Origin of the sequence: Achromobacter sp. HZ34, from assembly GCF_002209485.1 — a bacterium.
Taxonomy (GTDB): Bacteria; Pseudomonadota; Gammaproteobacteria; order Burkholderiales; family Burkholderiaceae_B; genus Bordetella_C.
On record NZ_NJIX01000001.1, the window covers coordinates 1,204,754 to 1,225,499 of the forward strand.

Sequence of the window (20,746 nt, forward strand, 5' to 3'; positions counted from 1 at the left end):
CGCTACATCCCTCGTATCAGGCCAGCTTTTGCAGGAACGCCAGCATGGCGGGTGCGCATACGTCGGGGTGCGACGCCGCCGGATGGTAGCAATCGAGGTCCAGCAACAGGATTTCCGCCTGCGGCATGCCCTTGCGCACGACCTCGGGCGGCACCTGTCCCGCGGCCGCATTGGTCTGCGCCGACAGCTGGGTCATGATCACCAGCGCGGGACACTTGATGGCCGGCATGTCCTTGCCCGCTTCCGTGGTTCCCACCCAGCGCAGGTAAGCACGCGCCGTGGTGATCGAGGTGGCGCCCATCAGGTCGGTCCACCAATCGATGGCGCGCAGCGGCGAGTCCTTGCCCAGCCGCGCCGGCATGGTCTTGCGTGCCCATGCGCGCATGCCATGTTCTTCCATGAAAGGCTGCCAATCCGCGCCGCCGGGGGCGACCATGGGTGGGCATGCCAAGGTGATCGATCGGACCAGATCCGGCCGTGTTGCCGCCAGCCGCATGGTGCTGATGCAGCCGCTCTTGAATCCCACGATGTGTACCGGCTCGCCCGCCAGCCGATTGATGACGCGCACCATGTCGTCCACGTACAGGTCCGTGGAGTACTTGAACTCACTGTCCACCGCCGCCGTCTTGCCAAAGCCGCGCAGGTCATACGTCACCACGCGGTACTTGCGTGAGAGATACGGTACCCAGGCTCGGAAGGCTTCCGTGCTTTCCGTGAAACCGTGGATGAACAGCACCGTCTGCGGATGCGTCCACGGGTCAGTGGCGTCATGAATTTCGTAGTAAGGCTTGAAGTCGGGGGCAAGGTCCAGGAAAGGCATTGGTAAAGCTCCAGAAGAATTCAAATTCCAGGAAACAGGACAGGAAAGAGGACATGAAACGGAGTGGCCGACAGGTTATGCCCTGGCCTGCAACGCTATTGTGGCGCATACCCCACCGCGCCCAGCGTCTCCTTGATCATCGCGATGTCGCGCACCACCGCTTGCTGCAATTGTTCCGGCGTGCCGCCCAGGACGGGTACGCCCAGGGACTGGAACTGCTCCTTCACCTTGGCGTCCTTCAAGGCCTGGTTCAAGGCATGGTTCAGTGCATCGATGACGGGCTTGGGTGTCCCCTTGGGCGCGAACAGCCCGTTCCATCCCGTGACGTCGTAGCCTTTCAGGCCCGCTTCGGCCACAGTGGGCACGTCTGGCAGCAATGCCAGCCGCTGTGCCGACGATACCGCCAGGGCCCGCACCTTGCCGGCGCGGATCTGCGGCAAGGCGGCGGGAACCGAGGTGAACGCCACCTGGACGTCATTGCGCATCAGCGCGGTTAGCATTTCCGGCTCGCTCTTGTAAGGCACGGATTCCATCTTGATCCTGGCTTGGGATTCGAACACCAGGGTGCAGAGATCGCCCTGGCTGCCGGCGCCAACGGACCCGTAATTGAGCCGGTTACGCGCGGCGCCGGCGCCCGCCTTCTTCAGCAGATCTTCGACGCTATGCATGTCGCTATCCTGGTTGACCAGCAGGATCTCCGTCACCTGCCCCACCCGGCCGATCGGCGCGAAAGCGGTCGCGGTGTCATAAGGCAGGGACTTGATGGTGCTGGGATTGGCGACGTGCGTGGGAAACGCGAACAACAGCGTATAGCCATCCGGGCTGGCCTGCGCCACGAATTGCGATCCGATGACGCCGCTGGCGCCAGCCTTGTTTTCCACCACGACGGGTTGCCCAAGCTGGTTGCCCAGGTGCTGGCCCACCAGGCGGGCGAGTACATCCGTGATACCGCCCGCGCCGGTGGGCACGATCAGCCGGATGGGGTGGTCGGGATACGCCGCGCTGGCGGCGTCGGTGCAGACGGCCACGCCGAATGCCGCCGCGGCGAATGTCCGCAATATATGCCGTGCTACCCGCCTGCCGACCGAAGTCACCTGAATCGAACGCATCGCCTGTCTCCTTGTGCTTTTTTTGCAGATTCTAGGAAACAGGTATCGGGCGTAGGGAAGATTATTTGATATTCAAGATATAACTTTTATGCGGGTTTCAGCGAAGCTGGCCCATTCACACAGGCAGGTGCCGGGCTTCTTCCAGCAGGGTGCGGACCATGCCCGCGTTCACGCCGTTGGCGTCCCAGAACACCCCCATGCGCCGCATCGGCGTGGCCTGCGGCAGGACCGTGCGGGCCAGGCCCAGGCTGTCCAGCCATCCCGGCGACCAGTCCGGCACCAGCGATACGCCGACACCATCGCGTACCAGATAGGCGATGGTGATAAGCGTGTCGATCTCCAGCCGCTCCTGCGGCTGGATGCCGTGGCGCCGCAGATACGTTTCCACCGCCTGCCCGCCCCGCAAGGACCGGTCGAAACGCAGAAAAGGCTGCGTCGCCAGCAGATGATTCGGATCCGCGTCCTTCATCTCCGGGGGCGCGATCAGCACCAGCCGCTCTTCTTTCAGTAGCAGCCACTCGAACCCCTTGGGCGCGGCATGCACCGGCTCGGCCATGATCGCCGCATCGATATCGCGCGACACCACCCGGTTGTACAGATATGTGGACGCCCCGGACTCCACATAGATACGCAGCGTCGGATGCAATCCATAAAGGCGCTTGAGCAATTGCGGCGTCAGTTCCGCCAGCGTGGACGTCGCCACCCCCAGCCGCAGTTCGCCCAACTGTTCATCGTTATTGGCGATGGCCCGCAATGACCGCGCGTCCTTCAGCATCGCACGGATCCGCTCCAACACGCGCACGCCCGCCTCGGTGGGCCGCGCCACCCGGCCCGCACGGGTCAGCAAGGGCGTGCCGATTTCCTCTTCCAGGGTCTTGATGCGCGCCGCCAGGGCCGCCGGCGTCAGATTCAACAGGCGCGCCGCCTCCGCGAAAGACCCGTGGTCGCAGATGGCCACAAAGCTTTGCAGATAACGGGTGTCCATGGCTAGCCCTTGTCTCGAACGCTAATATTTTTAATGTTTGAATATTAGCGGAGTGATGCCATGATCCAGGACGGCCAAGGAATAATGGTCGGCCGCCATCGTCGCATCCATAACAAAACCAGGAGACCAGCAATGACCGTAACCGCCGCCGGCGCGCTCACCGGTGTGTTCTCACCGGTATTGACCCCCTTCCACAAGCAAGGCAAGACGTCCGCCAGGCGTTTCATCAAGCATTGCCGCTGGCTGGTGGACCAGGGCGTGGGCCTGTCCATCTTCGGCACGAATTCCGAAGCCAATTCCCTGTCCGTGCAGGAGAAGCAGGATTTGCTGCAGGCGCTCCTGGAAGCCGGCATCCCGGGTGAGGTGCTGATGCCGGGTACCGGCCTGTGCAATCTGCCCGAAACGGTTGCGCTGACCTCGCACGCCGTGCAAGCGGGCTGCGCCGGCGTGCTGATGCTGCCGCCGTTCTACTACAAGGGTGTCAGCGACGAAGGCCTGTTCCGCTTTTTCTCGACGGTCATCGACCAGGTCGGCGACGCCAGGCTGCGCCTGTACGTCTATCACATTCCCCCGGTCAGCCAGGTGCCCCTGTCCGCCAACCTGATCGAGCGCCTGATCTCCCGCCACGGCAAGATCATCGCCGGCATCAAGGACAGCTCGGGCGACTGGAACAACACCCAGCTCATGCTGGAACACTTCCAGAGCCCGGACTTCAGCGTGTTTGCCGGCAGCGAAACCTTCCTGCTGGCGAATATGCGCGGCGGCGGCGCCGGCTGCATCACCGCCACCGGCAACGTCAATCCGGGTGCCATCAACCGGCTCTACCGCACGTGGAACGAAGACGCCAAGGCAGCCGACGCGCAGCAGGCCGCGCTGGACAAGACACGCGCCATCTTCCAATCCGTGCCCATCATCCCCGCCATGAAGCGCACCCTGGCCGATCATTCGGGCGACGCGGCGTGGGCCACCGTGCGGCCCCCCTTGGTGGAACTGGACGACGCCCAGGCCGGCAAGCTGGCCGCGGCCCTGCAGGCGGACGGATTCACCGTGCCGAATGCCAAGGCCTTGGCGGTGGAGTGAGGATCCGGCAGCCGCGGCAGTAGCGGCAGCAGCGGCAATCCCAGCAGTGCGCCCGCGCCGGCTGCGTGCCGCGCGGCGCCCTCATCCCAGGCGGCACACGCGCCGTATGCCCGCCAGCGCGATCCATCCCATCGTCAGCGCCACCAGCGCCAAGGCGACGCGCAGCGAGGTGGCGTGGGTGATGCCGCCGATCAAGGGTGGCCCCAACAGCATGCCGACATAGGCGAAACGCGCCACGCCGGCGACACCGGCCGCCGGGCTCATGCCCGGCAGCTTGGCGCCCGCCAAAAAGAAGAAAGGCATCAGGTTGGCCACCCCCAGGCCCATCAGGGTGAAACCGATCAGGCTGGGCCAGGGCCACGGCGCCGCGATCACCAGGGTCATGCCGATGCAACCCAGCCAGGCGCTGACCCCCATCAATCGCTCGTCGCTGAAACGGCGCCGCAGCAGGTCCGCGCTGAAGCGGCCCACCGCCATGCCGGTGGCAAAGGTGGCATAGCCGTAGCCGCTTTGCGCCGTCGGCGCGCCGGCCACATCGCGCATATAGACGGCAGCCCAGTCATACATGGCGCCTTCGCACACCAGCCCCAGGAAGGCCACCGTGCCCAGGATCCACAGCACACGCGGAATGCCGCCGCTCGCCATCGCGTGGCCTTCGGCCGCATGCGATTCGGCATCGGTCAGCAGGTAGGACCTCGCCAGCAACGCAGCCAGCACCGTCATCGCGGCAATCACGACGCCATGGACCTGCAGCGATACGCCCGCCCCCATCAGCAATCCCCCCAGCCCCGCGCCAGCCATGCCGCCCAGGCTGAACATGCCGTGCAGCGTGGACATCACCGGCTTGCCCAGCCGCGCCTCGACCGTGGCCGCCTGCACATTCATGGCGACGTCGAACGCCGCCATGCCCATGCCGAACAGGACCAGGATCACCAGCAGCAAGGGGAAAAACGTCGCCCATGGAATGATCACCAGCAGGATCGAATAGGCCACGCCGCTAAGGGCCAGAACACGGGCACTGCCTGCCTTGCCCACCCACCGGCCGACGCCACTCATCGCCAGGATGGCGCCGGCCGAGACGGCCAGCATGGCCAGCGACAGCACGGCATCGGACACCTGGAAGCTGGTCTTGAGCACCGGTATCCATACGCCCCAGGTCGCGAAGGTGGCGCCATTGACGAAGAATTGGGCCATGGTGGCCCAGGTGGCCCGGCGGGCGGCCTGGAGATCGGCGCTCGCCGGCGTGCGCGGCAAGACGTTTTCGCTGCTTTTCATGAAACGGGAAGGCTGGAAGCTGACAAAAAGACCCCTCGATGATGTCACAGATGAATGGCCATTCCGGGTTAGCTCCCCTTTTTTGAAAATTGTATTTCGTATACGATCAGACAATTCAACAACAATCCACGGGTCAAGACAGACCCGGGACCGAATTTTTTGAAAACGCTCCGTCCCCCCGCGGAGCCCGAGAGGAGACCACCCCATGCACCAGCCCCACCCACCGGCCCGCAGGCTGACGCGCGCCCTGTCCGCGCTGACCCTGCTGGCCCTTGCGCCACTGGCGCCATCGGCCCACGCGCAATCCACCTATCCCGACCATAAAGTCCGCATCATCGCGCCCCAGGGCGCGGGCGGCGGCGTCGACATCATGGCCCGCTCCCTGGCGGAGCAATTGAGCAAGCGCCTGGGCCAGACGTTCTACGTCGACAACCAGGGCGGCGCCGGCGGGATGATAGGCACCACCGATACCGCGCGCGCCAAGCCGGACGGCTACACCCTGATGGTGGCCTACGTCGCCACTCACGGCACCAACCCGGCCGTGCGCAAGACGCCCTATGACCCCGTCAAGAGCTTCACGCCCATCGCCATGATCGGCGGCACCGCCAACGTGCTGCTGACCACCCCTGCCGTGCCCGCGAAGACGCTGCAGGAATTCGTTGCCTATGCCAAGGCGCACGGTGACACCTTGAGTTATGGCACGTCCGGCAACGGCACGCTCAACCATCTGGCCATGGAGGAGTTCAAGGCCGAAGCCGGCTTCAAGGACCTGTCCGTGCCCTACAAAAGCATGACCGAAGCGCAGACCGACATGATCGGTGGCCGCGTGCAGTCGGTGTTCCCGGGCGTCGCAGCGGGCCAGGCCGTCATCAAGTCGGGCAAGGCCGTGCCGCTGGCGGTGACGGGCGACAAGCGCAACCCCACCATCCCCGATGTGCCCACGTTCGCCGAACAGGGCTATCCCAAGATGCAGGCAACCACCTGGTACGGCCTGATGGGCCCCGCCAGCATGGCCCCCGAAGTCATCGCCAAGCTCAACCAGACCGTCAACGACATCCTGAAGTCCGACGACTTCAAGCAGCGCCTGCAAAACCTGGGCGTGGATCCCATGGCGATGACGTCACAGCAGTTCGGCGACTACATCGCCCAGGACATCGCCACCTGGAAGCGCGTTGCCCACGAGAACAATATTTCCCTGGATTGAAACCATCATGTCCGATAACCATTCCTCACCCGCAGTCTCGATCTCGCAACGCCTTGCCCAAGGCATCGTCAACGCGCGGCCGGAGCAGTCGCCCGAAGCCCGCGCCACCGGCCGCCGCATGTTGATGGACATCGCCGGCATCGCGGTCGCCGCGCGCGCGCAACCTTATGTGCGCGCATCGCTGGACGCCCTGGACCAGGACGGCCCCTGCACCGTCTTCGGCCATGCGCGCCGCCTGGGCGCCGAAGGCGCCGCCTTCGTCAACGGCACCGCCGCGCACGGCGAGGATTTCGACGATACGTATGAAGGCGGCCCGGTACACGCCGGCGTAGTCATCGTGCCCGCCCTGCTGGCCGCCGCCGAGCGCCATGGCATGAGCGGCAGCGACTTCCTGCGCGGCGTGGCCGTCGGCGCGGAAGTGATGTGCCGTCTCTGCGCCGTGGCACCGACCAAGGTTCACAAGGCCGGCTTTCATCCGACCGCGGTATTCGGCGTGTTCGGCGCCGTGGCGGGTATCGGCGCGGCCCTGCGCCTGACCGAGCAGCAATTGACCGACGCCTTCGGCATAGCCGGCAGCCTGTCGTCGGGCATCATCGAATACCTGGCCGACGGCTCCTGGACCAAACGCCTGCATCCCGGCTGGGCAGCGCAATCCGGCTACCGTGCGGTGCGCCTGGCGCTGGGCGGCTTCAAGGGCCCGCGCACGGTGTTCGAAGGCAGCCATGGCGTGTTCCATGGTTTCGCCAACACCATGGACGGCAACTTCGACGCCATGCTGGACGGCTTCGGCCAGAAATGGATCTGGCCCACCATCGCGTTCAAGCCCTATGCCTGCGGCACCATGTGCCACCCCTACATCGATTGCGCGCGCGAATTCGGCAAGCTGGGCCTGGACCCGGCCGCCATCGCCAGCATCGAATGCGAAGCGGCCGAAGGCGTGCTGCATCGTTTGTGGGAACCGCTGGACCTGAAGCAGGCGCCGCCCAACGGTTATGCCGCCAAGTTCAGCGTGCCTTACGCCATCGCGGTCGCCATCCTGCGGGGCGACGCCGGCCTGGGCGAGTATGACGACGAGATCGTCAAGGACCCGTCCATCGTGGGCCTGGCGCGCAAGGTGACCTACGTGGTCGATCCGGAGAATCCTTATCCCAGGCAGTTCACCGGCCACGTGAAGGTGACCCTGACCGACGGCAAGGTGCACGAATTCCGCCAGGGCTATTTCAAGGGCGGCGTCGATCATCCGCTCAGCGATGACGACCTGACGCGCAAGTTCCACGCGAACTGCGCCTACGGCGGCCTGACGGCCAGCGACAGCGATGCCTTGCTGGCTCACATCGACAAGGTGTTCGACAGCGCGAAAGTGGACTTTTCCGCCTTCGCGAAGTGAAGCCGGCGCCTGCGTCAGCGGTGGCGCTGGAGCCGCTGCTGGCGCCGCCCGTGAAGCAACGGCGGCGTCAGCATTGACGCCACCGCCACGTCACCATCCCACGGCATAAGCCGCCGCGCGCCGGGGATCGGCGCCGGCGCGATGTACCCCGGTCTGCATGTCCGACTGGATCGCGCACACGCCGCCCGCCTTCCACATCCAGTCCGGCCACCATTGGACATCGTGTCCCAGCGCGGCCAGGGCCGCGCCGGTCTCGCGCGGATAGCGGCCCTCGAGGCACAGGCGCGCCGGATAGTAGCCATGCGGCGAAAACGAATCAGGATGGCTGTAGGTAATGAAACGCGGCGCCTCGATGGCCTGCTGCGGATCCATGCCATACACACTCACGTTCAGCAGATACTGCAGCATCGACTGCACCTGCGCATCGCCGCCCGGCGTACCGAAAGGCATCACCATGCGGCCTTCACGCATGGCGATGGCCGGCGTGGGCGTAAGCCTGGGCCGCTTGCCCGGCGCCACGCTGGACGGATGCGACGCAATGCCGCGCGACTGCGACCCGCGCGAGGACGGACATAGACCGGTGCCCGGCACCACCGGCGTGTCATTGGACGGATCGCTGGGCGTGGCGGAAAACGCGTTGCCCTTGCTGTCGACCACGCAAACATAGGATGTGTCCGACGGCGGCGGCGGGTCACCCCGGCTCACGGCCGGCGACACGAAGTCCAACGGAAAACCGTCGATACGCCCCGGCGACGGCATGCCGGGATACGCCCGCCGCGCATCGATCAGCTTACGCCGTTGCAGGCCGTACGCAGGGTCCAGCAACTGCGTCTGCGGAACCGCCACGAAATCCGGATCGCCGTAATAATGCTCGCGATCCGAGAACGTCAGTTTCAGGGCCTCCGCCACATGATGCACGTACTCCACGGAGTTGTGTGCCATGGCGCCCAGGTCCACGTGCTTGAGGATCTCCAGCGACTGCAGCAGGGCCGGCCCCTGGCACCAGTAGCCGCAGGAATAGACATCCATGTCACCGAAGCGCGTACTCAGGGGCTTGCCCACTTGCGGGCGATAGCCGGCCAGGTCGGCCGCGCTCAGCAGCCCGCCCTCCTGGCGATGGAACTTGAGGATGGCCTGGGCAATGTCGCCGCGATAGAAGGCATCGTGGGCGGCCGCCAGGCCATCCTCGCGGCTGCCGCCGCGCGCCTGCTCCTGGTCCGCCATGTATTGCAGCGACCGCGCCAGGTCCGACTGCACGAACAGGTCGCCGACCTTGGGCAGCTGCCCGTTCGGCAGGTAGATTTCGGCGCTGGAGGCCCAGCGCCGGTACTTCTCCCGCGACTGCTCGATCCAGAAAGCCAGGAAGGGATACATGATGAAGCCATCGCGCGCGAAGCGGATGGCGGCGCTGGCAACCTCGCCGAAACGCATCGTGCCGTAGTCGCGCAAAGCCTGCAGCCATGCCGCCGGCGCGGCCGGCACGACAGTGCGCAGGACGCCTTCCGGTACGACGCCGCCGTAGTTACTGGCGAAGAACTCGCACGTCGCCGCCGCCGGCCAGGTGCCCAGCCCGTCGATGGTGATCAGGCGTCGCTCTTGCGCCAGATAGATCATCATCGGCGCCACGCCGGCGACACTGACCTGATCGCTCTGCACCACGCCCATGACCAGGCCCGCGGCGACGCCGGCGTCAACGGCATTGCCGCCGGCTTCGAGAATCCGAAAGGCGGCGTGGGCGGCCAGATAGTGGCCCGCCGACGCGGCATGACGGGTTGCCGCGACCAGCGTGCGGTGCGCGAGGAAAGGCGATTGCTGGATGTGGTCGGTGGTTGAGAATGCATCTATAGGCATGAAACAGTGTCCTTCGGCTATTCGCCCTTGATCCCGCGGTCGCGCATCAACTTGCCCCAGACCTTGCCGTCTTCTTCGGCACGCTGTTTGAAATCCGCGCCCGACCCTTCGAAGGCCAGCAGTCCCAGTTCGGTGAACTTCTGCTTGATTTCAGGATCGGCCTGCGCCTTGTGCATGGCGTCGGCAAGCGTCTTGACGATGGCCGGCGGCAGATTGGCCGGCCCGATCAAGCCTATCCATGCCGGCACGCGCGGCATCTTCAGCTTCAGGTCGGTCAGCGACGGCACATCGGGCATCTGGGGATTACGCGTATCGGTCAGCACCGCCAGCGGTACCACCTTGGCCGCGTTGGCCAGAGGCATCAGATTGCCCAGGGCGTTCACATGCAGGCTGGTTTCATTGGCGACGACGCTGGTGATGGCGGGCGCCGAGCCTTTATAGGGAACGTGGGCGAGTTGGATGCCGGTCAACTGCGCGACCATTTCCAGGGACAGCTGCGATGCGGATCCCAGGCCGGAACTGCCGAAATCGATCTTGCCCGGCGCCGCCTTGGCCTTGGTCACCATCTGCTGGAACGTCCTGATGCCGCTGCCCGGGCTGGCCACCAGCAGCATGGCCACGTCGGTGGCCGGTGCGATGTACGTGAAGTCCTTGAAAGGATCGTACGGAACTTCCTTCATCAGGGAAGGCGCCAGGCTGGTCTGCGAGGCGGTCGTCATCAGGATGTAGTAGCCGTCGGGCGCCGCATGCGCCATCGATGTCGCGGCCACCACCCCACCGGCGCCGGCGCGGTTTTCCACCACGATGGACTGGCCCAGCGTTTCGCCCATCTTGGCCGCCAGCATGCGCGCCACGATATCGGTCGCCGAACCCGGCGATTGCCCCACCAGCATGCGGATGGGACGATCGGGATAACCCTGGGCCTGCGCCGCGCAGCCTAAGGCCGCCGCGCATACCAGGACCGCGGTATGGATCAGTCGTTTCATTATTTCCCCTTGCGGGCTCGGGCCCGAGCTTTAATATGAGCCTGCGCGGTTACATCGACGCTGCGCCGCACCGGTCTCTGGCGCCACTATGCAGCCGGGCGCGGGCCTGCGACAAATAGCAAATCTTCAACCCGGCATCGGAAATGTCCATCGCTGGGAGTTTCAAGGGGCTCCCCCAGAGGGAGGATCGTGGTTATGCGGCCATGCCGCGCGGCCACGGTTTAAGGGAAAACGTTATGGATCTGCGGCAACTCCGCTACTTCGCGAAGATCGTCGAACTCAGCAATATGACGGCGGCCTCGACCGCGCTGCACGTCTCCCAGTCATCGTTGAGCCACCATATTTCCAATCTGGAATTGCACTTCGGCGTAAAGCTGCTGGTGCGCGAGGCGCGCGGGGTGCAGTGCACGCCCGCCGGCGGCATTCTTTATGAACACGCGAAAGTCATCCTGCGCCAGGTGGAGCTGGCCGAAGCCGCCGTCAACACCCACGGCCTGGGGCTGCCGGAATCGGTGACGCTGGGGATGCCGCGCAGCGAAGCGCCGCTGCTGGCGCCGCAGTTGCTGGAAATCCTGGCGCGCGTGCATCCCGAATTGACCCTGACCATCGTCGAGGACGCGCCTGACGCATTGGCAGCGTCGATCGCGGGACAGAAGATGGACGTCGCGATCCTGGCCGACGTCGGACATATCGGCGGCAGCGGGTACGGCGGCGCCGGCAGTGGCCCTGGTGGCAATGGCAATGGCGGCGGCGGCAATCCCACCTTCGACGCGCTGCATGTGATCAGCGAAGACATGCTGCTGGTGGGACCCGGTGCAGCCCAGGACGATACGCCGATGGCGGTCGCCGACTTCGCCGACCTGCCCTTCATCCTGCCGCGCGCGCCCTCTTCCATACGCAACAAGGTGGATCACTTGTGCAAAGGGCTGTCCATCCCCTATCGCGTGGTGGCAGAAGCGGCATCCGTCGGCGTGGCGCTACGCTGCGTCAAGGCGGGCATATGCTGGGCCATCCTGCCCTGGGCGGCTGTCGCCAGCGCGGAGATCGAGGCCTGCGGCTTCCATCTTCGCGCGATCGAAGGCGCGCCACTCAAGCGGGATCTGTACGTCTGCATGTCGACCAATGCCATCACGCGGCCGGCCGCCAATGTGGTGCGCACGCTCCTGATCGAGATGATGCGGCGCATGGTGCGCACGCAGGAATGGCAGCATGCGCGGCTGGCGCTGGAGCCCTTGCCCGCCTGAGCGGGATCTCACGCCATCCGCTTCTCGGTCACCGTCAGGTCGCCGATCTGCCGCGCGCGCCCCGCCAGCGCGCCGAACGCCGCCATGAGCAGCGCCAGGACCACGCCTATGGCCAGGGGCAAGGTCCAATTGCCGGTCAACGCGTGCAGCTTGCCCGTCAAGGTCGGACCGCAGGCGGCCAGGGTATAGCCCACGCATTGCGCCATGCCGGACAAGGCCGCCGCCTGGCGCGCACTGGCGGCGCGCAGGCCCATGAAGATCAGCGCCAGCAGGATGCCGCCGCCCGAGCCGAAGCCGTACAACAGCGTCCACGCGGTGGCGCCCGACGGTACGAGCAGCAGGCCCAGCAGGCCGACGGCCATCATCAGCGCCATGCCGGCCGCCACGCGGGTCTGGTCCTTCATGCGCCCCACCAGCGGCGCCAGCACGATGCCGGGCACGGCCGACGCCAATTGCATGCCGCCATGGACGGCGCCCGCTTCAGCCGGCGTATAGCCGGCATCGGCCAGGATGGCCGGCAGCCAGCTGATCAAGACGTAATAGAGCAGCGAATTGAGGCCCATGAACAGCGTCACCTGCCACGCCAGGGCGGAATGCCAGACGGGACCGCCATGGGGCGGCGCCGCCGTGCCGCGGGCCGGGCCGGTATGCGCGCCAAGCTGGGTGGTCCACACCGCCACGGCCGCGATCGGAAAAACGATCACGGCGACCAGCGCACCCTGCCAGCCCCAGGCCGCCGCCAAGGGCACCACGCAAGCGGAGACCAGCGCTGCCGTACCGCCCATCACCAGCGCGCACACGCCCATGACGACAGGCACTTTCATGGGAAAGTCCCGCTTGACCAGGCTGGGCAGCAGCACATTGCCCACGGCTATGCCCGCGCCGCTGAGCGCCGTACCCAGATACAGGCACCAGAGGGGGCCGGCAGAGCGCGCCAGCAGGCCGACGGCCACCAGCCACAAGGCCGCGAACAAGGTGCGTTCCAGGCCATATTCGCGGGCGAACAAGGCCGCGAACGGCGAGATGAAGCCGAAGGCGAGCAAGGGCAGCGTCGTCAGCATCCCCGCTTGCGCGGAGGACAGGGCGTAATGGGCTTGCAGCAGGTCAAGAATGGGCGCCAGCCCGGTGACCGGCGCGCGCAGATTGCTGGCCACCAGCAGCAGCCCGGCCACCAGGATGGCCGGCCGCGCCAGCGACTTGGGCGAGATTTCGGGTTTTGTCATTGCTTGTATGTCGTTGGGGATTGCCTGTGCCACGCGTCTTGCACCACTCATGGGCGGGGTCGGCACGGTGCCTAACCATAACGCCGCTGGAAGGGTTATGAATTCAGCTAAGATGACAAGAAATCGCTGAATCCTGCCACTCCCCCATCCACTCCCAGCCCGCGTGCACCAGCGCGGAGCGCATCGACATGCCCACCCGCGCCCGCCCGGCCCCCCGGCTGGCCCTCACGGCGTCCCCCTCACCGGACGGCGTCCTGCTCGGCCCCCTGAAGATCTTCGAGGAAAGCCCCCGGCTCGGTCCGATATTCGGCGTGCGCGTGCGGTCCGCGGATCACCGCGCCGAAGTGCCGACCCACCGCCACCCGCAGGGGCAACTGGTGGTGGCGCTGCGTGGTGGCGTGGTGTGCGAAGTGCCGGACGGCGTGTGGATGGTGCCGCCCACGTGCGCGGTGTGGGTGCCCAGCGAACTTCCGCACAGCATCCGCGCCACCGCCAATGCACACATGGGTTATCTGTTCGTCCAGCCGGGCGCGTCCAGCCTGCCCGATCATTGCTGCACCCTGGCCATCTCGCCGCTGGTGCGCGAACTGGTGCTGCATCTGGCGGACCAGCCGTCCGAATACGAGGTGGATAGCCCCACCGGCCGCCTGGCCATGGTCCTGCTGGAAGAATTGGCGACCATGCCACGTGAACACCTGCGCCTGCCTACATCCACGGAACCGCGCTTGCAGCGCATCGCCAAGATGCTGTCGGACGATCCCGCCGACCGCCGCACCCTGGCGCAATGGGGCCAGGTTGTCGCCACCAGCGAAAGAACCCTCGCTCGCCTGATCCGGCACGAGACCGGCTTGACCTTCGGCCGCTGGCGCCAGCAGTTGCACCTGATCGTCGCCTTGCATCAGTTGTCGGCCGGCCAGTCCGTGCAGCGCGTGGCGGAAGCACTGGGCTACGACTCGGTCACGGCCTTCATCAGCATGTTCAAGAAATCCCTGGGTAAACCCCCGGGAAAGTATTTCGCGGCCATCGCGCAGCGCGATGACGCCGGCTAGCCCGCCTGCACCCGCACCAACTGGTCGACACGCACCACGCGGCTGACCTCCAGGACAGCCTGGGCCACCGCATCGTCCATGCTGGACGCATCGCGATCGAATGCGAGCGCCACGAAGTTGCCCTGCTTCCACGCCAACTCGACATCGTCACAGCCGTTGTACTTCAACAATCTCAATAACTCGTCAGTCAGGTTTTCGTGGCGTGAGGCATCCTGCAAGTTATAGATAAGTTTGAACTGATAAGACATTTCTCAGGCTTCCGCGACCAGGTTAGAAGGAACTGCCCCCGCGCGCCGCACTCTTGCACGCGCCGACAGGTCAGTAACTCCAACCCGATTAATGTCTCAGACCGAACCGAGATGCATCAGTCGCAGTATCTGGTCGCGTTCGCTGCGCATCAGCGGCAGCAATTCGGACTCGATACGGGCCGCGTCGTAGTCTTCGTCATTGACCGAAAGCCCCAATGACAAGGCGCGTGTCTCGCTGGTGAACAAAGCAATGCCCACGGTGGTGACACGACGGTCGGGATATTTGGCGATGGCCCATTGCACGGGGGGCAACCCCAACGCCGACGCCAGCGCGCTATCGGATGGCAGGGCACTGCCCACCCGCAAATTGACGACCACGATCTTGCGGCGTTCCGAGGCCGAGCTGGCGCGCGCGATGATGATCACATTGTCCTTGGCCTGCTCGCCGATATTGACCGTGCCATCGCAGCGGTCCGCCAGCGCCTGCAGGGAAGCCTGGATCAGATCGTCGACGCCCGTATTGGCCAGCGCCGCGAATCCTATTTCCAGCAGTTGCGGCGTCAACGACCAACGCGTCCCCTCCTTGCGCACGTAGCCCTCGCCTTGCAGCGTATTCAGCAGACGAAGCACCGTGGCATGCGGCAGATCGACGGTCTGCGACAGCGTGGTTAGGGATTGCCCGGGGCCGGCGCGAAAAGCGCGCAAAACGGCTAGACACCTCTGGACCGACCTATTATCATTCATTTGATCACTGGGTGAAAGTATTGTTCATCTAGTGAAAAATGATAGAGCATCTTGCGATGGTCCGCAAGGGGCCTTCCCTTACGAGATCAGCAAAATCCGGGGGTATTCATGGGGTATCGAGTTGGCGTCGACATCGGCGGCTCATTCACGGACTTCGCCGTCTTCGATGAAGACAGCGGCGAAATCAAGAGCCTGAAAGTTTTCTCCCGTCCGGACCAGCCGGGCGAAGAAGTCATTGCCGGGGTGCGCATGCTGGGCGAACGCTACGGCATCCAACCCAGCCAGATCAGCTATTTCACGCACGGCACCACGGTCGGCATCAACACCGTCATCCAGCGCAAGGGGCTCAAGCTGGCCCTGTTCGCCACGCAGAATTTCTGCGATGTGCTGGAACTGGCGCGCCTGAAAACGCCGGACATGTACCACCTGCTGTCGCGCCGGCCGACGCCGCTGATCAAGCGCAGCATGGTCTTCGGCATCGACGAGCGCATGGCGCCGGACGGCTCCGTGCGCAAAGCGCTGGATGAAGCCAGCGTGGAACGCGCGGTGCGCGCGGCCCAGGCGGCGGGCGCCGAGGGCATCGTCATCTCCCTGCTGCATGCCTACCGCAATCCCGCGCACGAGTTACGCGTCAAGGAACTCATCGCCACGCTGGCGCCCGACCTGCCGGTATCGTGCTCCAGCGAGACCTGGCCCATCATCCGGGAATACGAGCGCACCATCACCGCGGTCATCGGCGGCTATGTGCAGCCGCGCGTGGCGCACTACCTGGGCTCCCTGCAAGCCGCCCTGAAAAACGTCGGCGTGCAGCCCGAACCGCGCCTGACCAAGTCCAACGGCGGCGTGATGACCGCCGAACAGGGCAAGCGCGATTGCGTGCAGATGATCCTGTCCGGCACCGCCGCCGGCGTGATCGGCGCGGCCCACGTCGCCGCCACCGCCGGCATTCCCCGCTGCCTCAGCCTGGACATCGGTGGCACCAGCGCCGACATCGCGGTCATCATCGACGGCAAGCCGCAATACGGTGTGGGCGAGTTGATCGGCGACTTCCAGATCCACATTCCCTCGGTATCCGTATCGTCGGTGGGCGAAGGCGGCGGCTCGATCGCCTGGGTCGACCCGCTGGGCGTGCTCAAGGTCGGACCGGAAAGCGCCGGCTCGCGCCCTGGGCCCGCCTGCTACCGGCGCGGCGGCACGCGCGCCACCATCACGGACGCCTTCGTCTGCTGCGGCCTGGTGGGGCATTCCGACCTCGGCTACAAGGCGGTCGAAGTCGATGTCGAGGCCTCGCGCAAGGCTGTCGGTGAGCTGGCCGACCGCCTGGGCCGCGGCATCGAGGAAACCGCCGAAGCCATCATCCAGATCGCGGTGTCGGGCATGTATTCGGAAGTCAGCGGCCTGGTCTCGCGCTACGGCATCGACCCGCGCGAATACGCCGTACTGGCTTTCGGCGGCGCCGGTCCCATGCTGGGCTGCTTCCTGGCGCGCGAAATCCGCGTCAAGGAAGTGGTCGTACCGCCCTCGCCCGGCACGCTCAGCGCACTCGGTGGGCTGATCGCCGACCTCAAGAGCGATTTCCTCAAGACCGTCTATACCGACCTGACACCCGCCAACCTGGCCACCATCCGCGACGAATTCACCACGCTGCGTACGCGCGCCGAAGAATGGCTGCGCCAGGAACAGGGCCACATCGACCAGGCCGAGTTGGTCTATTCGGCGGAGATGCGCTATCGCGGCCAATCCTACGAAATCGACACGCAACTGGATCCCGCGCATCTGGCGGCCGGCGATGTGGCGGGCGTGGGCCAGGCCTTCCACGAGATGCATCGCCGCCTCTATGGGCACGCCGACGAGCGCGCACCGGTCCAAGTGGTCAGCCTGCGCGTGGTGATTTCCGGCAACAACGACAAGCCGCGCTTTCCGCGCCAGGAGCCGCGCCCGGGCACGCCGACGCCGGAGCGCCGGGTGGCCGTCTGGCTGGATGGCGGTTCGCGCGATGTCGATCTCTATAGCCGCACGGCCTTGAGCGCCGGCCAGCAGTTCAACGGACCGGCCATCGTCACCCAGGACGATTGCACTACGGTCATCCCGTCCGGCCATGTGTGCCGGGTCGATGAATACGCCAATCTGCGCATCAGCGCCGAAGGAGATGCGTCGTGAGCCATACCGTGGACAATTTCCGCCTGCAGGTGCTGGCCAACCACTGCACCGCCGCCGCCGAGGCCATGGGCTACACGCTGATGCGCACGGCCTACTCCACCTTCGTCAAGGAAACCGAGGATTTCTCGGCCCAGTTGATGACGCCGTCGGGCAAGACCTTCGCGTCGCCCAAGACGTTTGGCGCCACCTGGTACACGGGCCTGGATTACGGACGCGTGATCCAGATGACCGACGATTACCGCGAAGGCGACATCTACCTGACGAACGACCCCTACAGCGGCTTCGTCTCCACCCATACGCCCGACATGCACGTGTGGAAGCCAATCTTCCGCGACGGCCGGCTGGTGTGCTTCGTCGGCACGCACATCCACAATACCGATATGGGCGGCGCGGTGCCGGCTTCGCTGTCGCGCACCCTTACCGAGGTGCACCAGGAAGGCATCCGCATCCCGCCCATGCTGCTGATGCGCGACGGTGTCATCGACGAGAAGCTGTTGCGCATTCTCGAAGTGAATGTGCGCATGCCGGACCAGAACCAGGGCGACCTCAACGCCCAGATCGCCGCGCTGAACGTGGGCGAACGCAAGGTGCACGAAATCATCGACCGCTTCGGCGTCGAGGAATTCATGCAGGGCGCGGAGGACATCCTCGATTACGCGGAACAGCAGACCCGCGCGCTGATCAGCGAGATTCCCGACGGCGACTACGAATTTTCCGAGTACGCCGACGAGGACTCCGTGGGCGGCTATCCCTGCCGCATCCATATCACGCTGCGCGTGCGCGGCGACGAGCTGACGCTGGACTTTACCGGCAGCGACCCGCAAGTGGCGTCGTCGCTGAACGTGCCGACGGGCGGCGATGGCCACCACTCGGTGATCACCGTGGGGCTGATCTACGTCATGCATTCCCTGGCGCCGCGCAATATGCTGAATTTCGGTTCCGTGCGTCCGTGCCATGCAGTGTTGCCCGAAGGCTCCGTGGTCAATCCGCATGCACCGGCCGCGGTGGGCATGCGCAGCCTGATGGCCGCGGTGATCCAGGCCTGCACGTTCGGCGTGTTCAACCGAGCCCTGCCCGAGCGCTTGCCGGCCTGCCCGGCGGGCGGCTCGACCTTGCTCAACGTCAAGACCGCCACGCGTGAAGGACGCCAGGTGCTGTCGTCCATCGGACCTTGCGGTGGCGGTGCCGGCGCGGGGCCCGAGTACGACGGCGTGGAAGGCTGCGGCGCCAACAACGCCTTCCTGAAGAATACGCCCGTGGAAATCAACGAGGCCGAGGTACCCGTGGAGATCATCCGCTACGGCCTGGTGCCCAATACCGGCGGCGCGGGCCGCCTGCGCGGCGGCAACGCGGCCACCATGGAATTCCGCGTGCTGGCGCCCAATGGCGTGGTCACCGCGCGCAACCGCAACCGTTCGGAACTGGCGGCCTGGGGCGTGGTGGGCGGCAAGGCCGGCGCCAACTCCCGCTTCACCCGCAATCCGGATTCGGACAAGCCGGAAGAACTGCGCAACACGGACTTGGTCAACTGCGCGCCGGGTGACGTCATCCGGCTGGAAGGGCCGGCCGGTGGCGGCTACGGCCATCCGTACGAACGGCCGGTCGAGCAGGTCATCGAGGACGTGCGTTGCGGCTTCGTGTCGATCGCCCATGCGCGCAATGCCTACGGCGTGGTACTGGGCGAGGACCTCACGGTCGACGAGGCCGCCACCCGCGGCTTGCGGGCGGATCAACAGAAGCAGGACGGCCACTTCGATTTCGGTCCGGGCCGCAGCCGCTTCGAAAGCATCTGGACCAACGCCCGCTATGACGCCATGACTCGTATCATGGCAGCACTGCCGGTCAGCTGGCGGCATTACGTCAAGCACCAGATGTTCGCGGCGCTGAAGGACACCGCGCCACCGGCCGATGGCGGCGCGGCCGATATCGACCGCATCTACGCCACACTGGCCGAGCGCTATGCCGACCTGCCCCGGCCGGCGGATATCGCGGCGCGCGCAGCAGCCTGATAAGGAGCCTGGCATGGCCTCGTCCGCCGATATCTTCTCATCGGACTTTCGCAAGCTGCCTTATTGGTGGGAAGCCTACACGCCGCCCGAAACCGGTGACGACGCGCTGCCGGCCAGCGCCGACGTCGTCATCATCGGCGGCGGCTATACCGGCATCTGCTGCGCCTTGACCTTGCGCGAGGCCGGCATCGACGCCGTCGTCCTGGAAGCCGAGCGGCCTGGCATAGGTGCCAGCACCCGTTCCGGCGGCCAGGTGTCGGGCGGCGTCAACGTGCAGAAGAAAGCCCTGGCGGCCGTGGGCGAAAGCGACGCCCAGCGCAGCGAGCGCCTGTCCGCGCGTCTGCGCGATGCGGATGCCGCCATGTCCTACGTCGTGGGACTGATCGATAAATACGGCATCCAGTGCGGCTGGCAGCCCACGGGCCGCCTTACCACCATGTGGCTGCCGCAGCACTACGAAGCCTGGCAGGGCCGCATGGCGCAACTCAATGCCAACACCAGCTCACATGCGCGCATGATTCCCCGGGAAGCCCTGGCCGCGGAAATCGGCTCGTCCGTGTACCACGGCGCCGCCCTGATCGAACGGGCCGGCCACCTGCATCCCGCGCAGCTTTACGGCGGCATGCTGGCGGCGGCGCGCGCGGCGGGCGCCAAGGTGTACGGACAGACACCCGTCCAACGCATCACCCGTTTGCCGGGCGGGGGGTATGACGTCACCAGCGCACGGGGAACGATACGGGCGCAGCAGGTCGTGATCGCCACCAATGGCTACACCGGCCCCGGCATGGCCGGCCTGGACCGCAAGGTCGTGCCCATCATGACGTACATGATCGCCACGGAAGAATTGCCGGCGGGCTTGGCGCATGAGATCCTGCCGACCAATCGCGCCGTGTCCGAGTCGCGCCGCGTGGTCAACCATTTCCGCCTGTCACCCGACGGGCGCCGCTTGCTGTTCGGCGGACGCGCCCGCTTCACGCCGACCAGCGAAGAGACGACCGCGCGCCTTCTGCACCGGGCCATGGTCAAGCGCTTTCCGCAACTGGCGCAGACGCGCATCACGCACAGCTGGGGCGGCAAGGTGGCCATGACGCTGGACTCCATGCCGCACATCGGCGGCACCGGCGGCCTGCACTACGCGCTCGGCTGCAACGGCAGCGGCGTGGCCATGATGACCTACCTGGGCCATAGCCTGGGACGCAAGATCGCCGCGCAATCGCGCACGCCCATCAACGCTTTCGACATGGGGGAAATTCCCGGCCATCCTTTCTATTCCGGCAATACGTGGTTCCTGTTCGCCATCGGCAGTTGGTACCAGGCCCGTGATGCCTACGACCATTGGAGGGCTCGCTGAGCAGCGGGAGTGAGGAAAACG

Annotated in this window: 17 protein-coding genes; 8 read left to right on the forward strand and 9 right to left on the reverse strand. The window is 65.7% G+C overall.

Translation table 11 applies throughout. The features are described 5' to 3' along the window. Positions 1–16 precede the first annotated feature (16 nt). The 3 genes from CEY05_RS05110 to CEY05_RS05120 all read right to left on the reverse strand — a co-directional run bounded on the left by CEY05_RS05110 (position 17) and on the right by CEY05_RS05120 (position 2,914). A complete protein-coding gene (locus CEY05_RS05110; protein WP_088596345.1) occupies positions 17–820 on the reverse strand; it encodes an alpha/beta fold hydrolase in 804 nt (267 codons plus the stop codon). A gap of 95 nt (positions 821–915) precedes the next feature. Then, positions 916–1,929, reverse strand: coding sequence for a tripartite tricarboxylate transporter substrate binding protein (locus CEY05_RS05115; RefSeq protein WP_088596346.1), 1,014 nt, complete (start codon positions 1,927–1,929; stop codon positions 916–918). A 115-nt stretch (positions 1,930–2,044) separates the two neighbouring features. Further along, entirely contained in the window at positions 2,045–2,914 is an 870-nt protein-coding gene (locus tag CEY05_RS05120; protein WP_088596347.1) for a LysR family transcriptional regulator, read from the reverse strand. A gap of 132 nt (positions 2,915–3,046) precedes the next feature. Here CEY05_RS05120 and CEY05_RS05125 point away from each other — a divergent pair, with 132 nt between their 5' ends. Further along, positions 3,047–3,994: a dihydrodipicolinate synthase family protein gene (locus CEY05_RS05125; protein WP_088596348.1), complete on the forward strand. Its 948-nt coding sequence runs from the start codon at positions 3,047–3,049 to the stop codon at positions 3,992–3,994. A gap of 81 nt (positions 3,995–4,075) precedes the next feature. On the opposite strand, the gene CEY05_RS05130 is transcribed toward CEY05_RS05125, so the two are convergent. Next, positions 4,076–5,269 carry an MFS transporter gene (locus tag CEY05_RS05130; protein ID WP_088596349.1) on the reverse strand — a complete coding sequence of 398 codons (1,194 nt, stop codon included), beginning with the start codon at positions 5,267–5,269 and terminating at the stop codon, positions 4,076–4,078. Between the two features lie 205 nt (positions 5,270–5,474). Here CEY05_RS05130 and CEY05_RS05135 point away from each other — a divergent pair, with 205 nt between their 5' ends. Both CEY05_RS05135 and CEY05_RS05140 read left to right on the forward strand, forming a co-directional pair. After that, positions 5,475–6,473, forward strand: a complete 999-nt coding sequence (locus CEY05_RS05135; RefSeq protein ID WP_088596350.1) for a tripartite tricarboxylate transporter substrate binding protein — start codon at positions 5,475–5,477, stop codon at positions 6,471–6,473. A 7-nt stretch (positions 6,474–6,480) separates the two neighbouring features. Beyond that, entirely contained in the window at positions 6,481–7,860 is a 1,380-nt protein-coding gene (locus CEY05_RS05140; RefSeq protein WP_088596351.1) for an MmgE/PrpD family protein, read from the forward strand. Positions 7,861–7,950: 90 nt separating this feature from the next. Here CEY05_RS05140 and CEY05_RS05145 read toward each other — a convergent pair whose 3' ends face one another. Further along, entirely contained in the window at positions 7,951–9,711 is a 1,761-nt protein-coding gene (locus CEY05_RS05145) for a gamma-glutamyltransferase family protein (protein WP_088596352.1), read from the reverse strand. Positions 9,712–9,728: 17 nt separating this feature from the next. Further along, positions 9,729–10,697 carry a tripartite tricarboxylate transporter substrate binding protein gene (locus CEY05_RS05150; RefSeq protein ID WP_088596353.1) on the reverse strand — a complete coding sequence of 323 codons (969 nt, stop codon included), beginning with the start codon at positions 10,695–10,697 and terminating at the stop codon, positions 9,729–9,731. Between the two features lie 236 nt (positions 10,698–10,933). On the opposite strand from CEY05_RS05150, the gene CEY05_RS05155 reads away from it, so the two are divergent. After that, positions 10,934–11,941 (forward strand): LysR substrate-binding domain-containing protein, encoded by a 1,008-nt coding sequence (locus CEY05_RS05155; RefSeq protein ID WP_158219255.1) that lies wholly within the window; start codon positions 10,934–10,936, stop codon positions 11,939–11,941. Between the two features lie 8 nt (positions 11,942–11,949). Here the strand turns inward: CEY05_RS05155 and CEY05_RS05160 are convergent, their stop codons facing one another. After that, positions 11,950–13,164, reverse strand: a complete 1,215-nt coding sequence (locus tag CEY05_RS05160) for an MFS transporter (protein WP_088596355.1) — start codon at positions 13,162–13,164, stop codon at positions 11,950–11,952. 188 nt (positions 13,165–13,352) lie between these two features. Here CEY05_RS05160 and CEY05_RS05165 point away from each other — a divergent pair, with 188 nt between their 5' ends. Continuing rightward, a complete protein-coding gene (locus CEY05_RS05165) occupies positions 13,353–14,213 on the forward strand; it encodes a helix-turn-helix domain-containing protein (RefSeq protein WP_088596356.1) in 861 nt (286 codons plus the stop codon). Here CEY05_RS05165 and CEY05_RS05170 read toward each other — a convergent pair. Next, positions 14,210–14,461: a hypothetical protein gene (locus CEY05_RS05170; protein WP_088596357.1), complete on the reverse strand. Its 252-nt coding sequence runs from the start codon at positions 14,459–14,461 to the stop codon at positions 14,210–14,212. The two genes, CEY05_RS05165 and CEY05_RS05170, sit on opposite strands and share 4 nt — an antisense overlap. A gap of 96 nt (positions 14,462–14,557) precedes the next feature. Next, on the reverse strand, positions 14,558–15,205 hold the full coding sequence (locus CEY05_RS05175; protein ID WP_088596358.1) for a helix-turn-helix domain-containing protein: 648 nt from the start codon (positions 15,203–15,205) through the stop codon (positions 14,558–14,560). A gap of 108 nt (positions 15,206–15,313) precedes the next feature. Between CEY05_RS05175 and CEY05_RS05180 the strand changes: the two genes are divergently transcribed. The 3 genes from CEY05_RS05180 to CEY05_RS05190 are packed head-to-tail and all read left to right on the forward strand — an operon-like array spanning position 15,314 to position 20,725. Then, positions 15,314–17,365: a hydantoinase/oxoprolinase family protein gene (locus CEY05_RS05180; protein WP_088596359.1), complete on the forward strand. Its 2,052-nt coding sequence runs from the start codon at positions 15,314–15,316 to the stop codon at positions 17,363–17,365. Beyond that, entirely contained in the window at positions 17,362–19,374 is a 2,013-nt protein-coding gene (locus CEY05_RS05185; RefSeq protein WP_088596360.1) for a hydantoinase B/oxoprolinase family protein, read from the forward strand. The genes CEY05_RS05180 and CEY05_RS05185 overlap by 4 nt, the downstream gene beginning before the upstream one ends. Positions 19,375–19,387: 13 nt before the next feature. Further along, entirely contained in the window at positions 19,388–20,725 is a 1,338-nt protein-coding gene (locus tag CEY05_RS05190) for an FAD-binding oxidoreductase (protein ID WP_088596361.1), read from the forward strand. Positions 20,726–20,746: the final 21 nt, after the last annotated feature.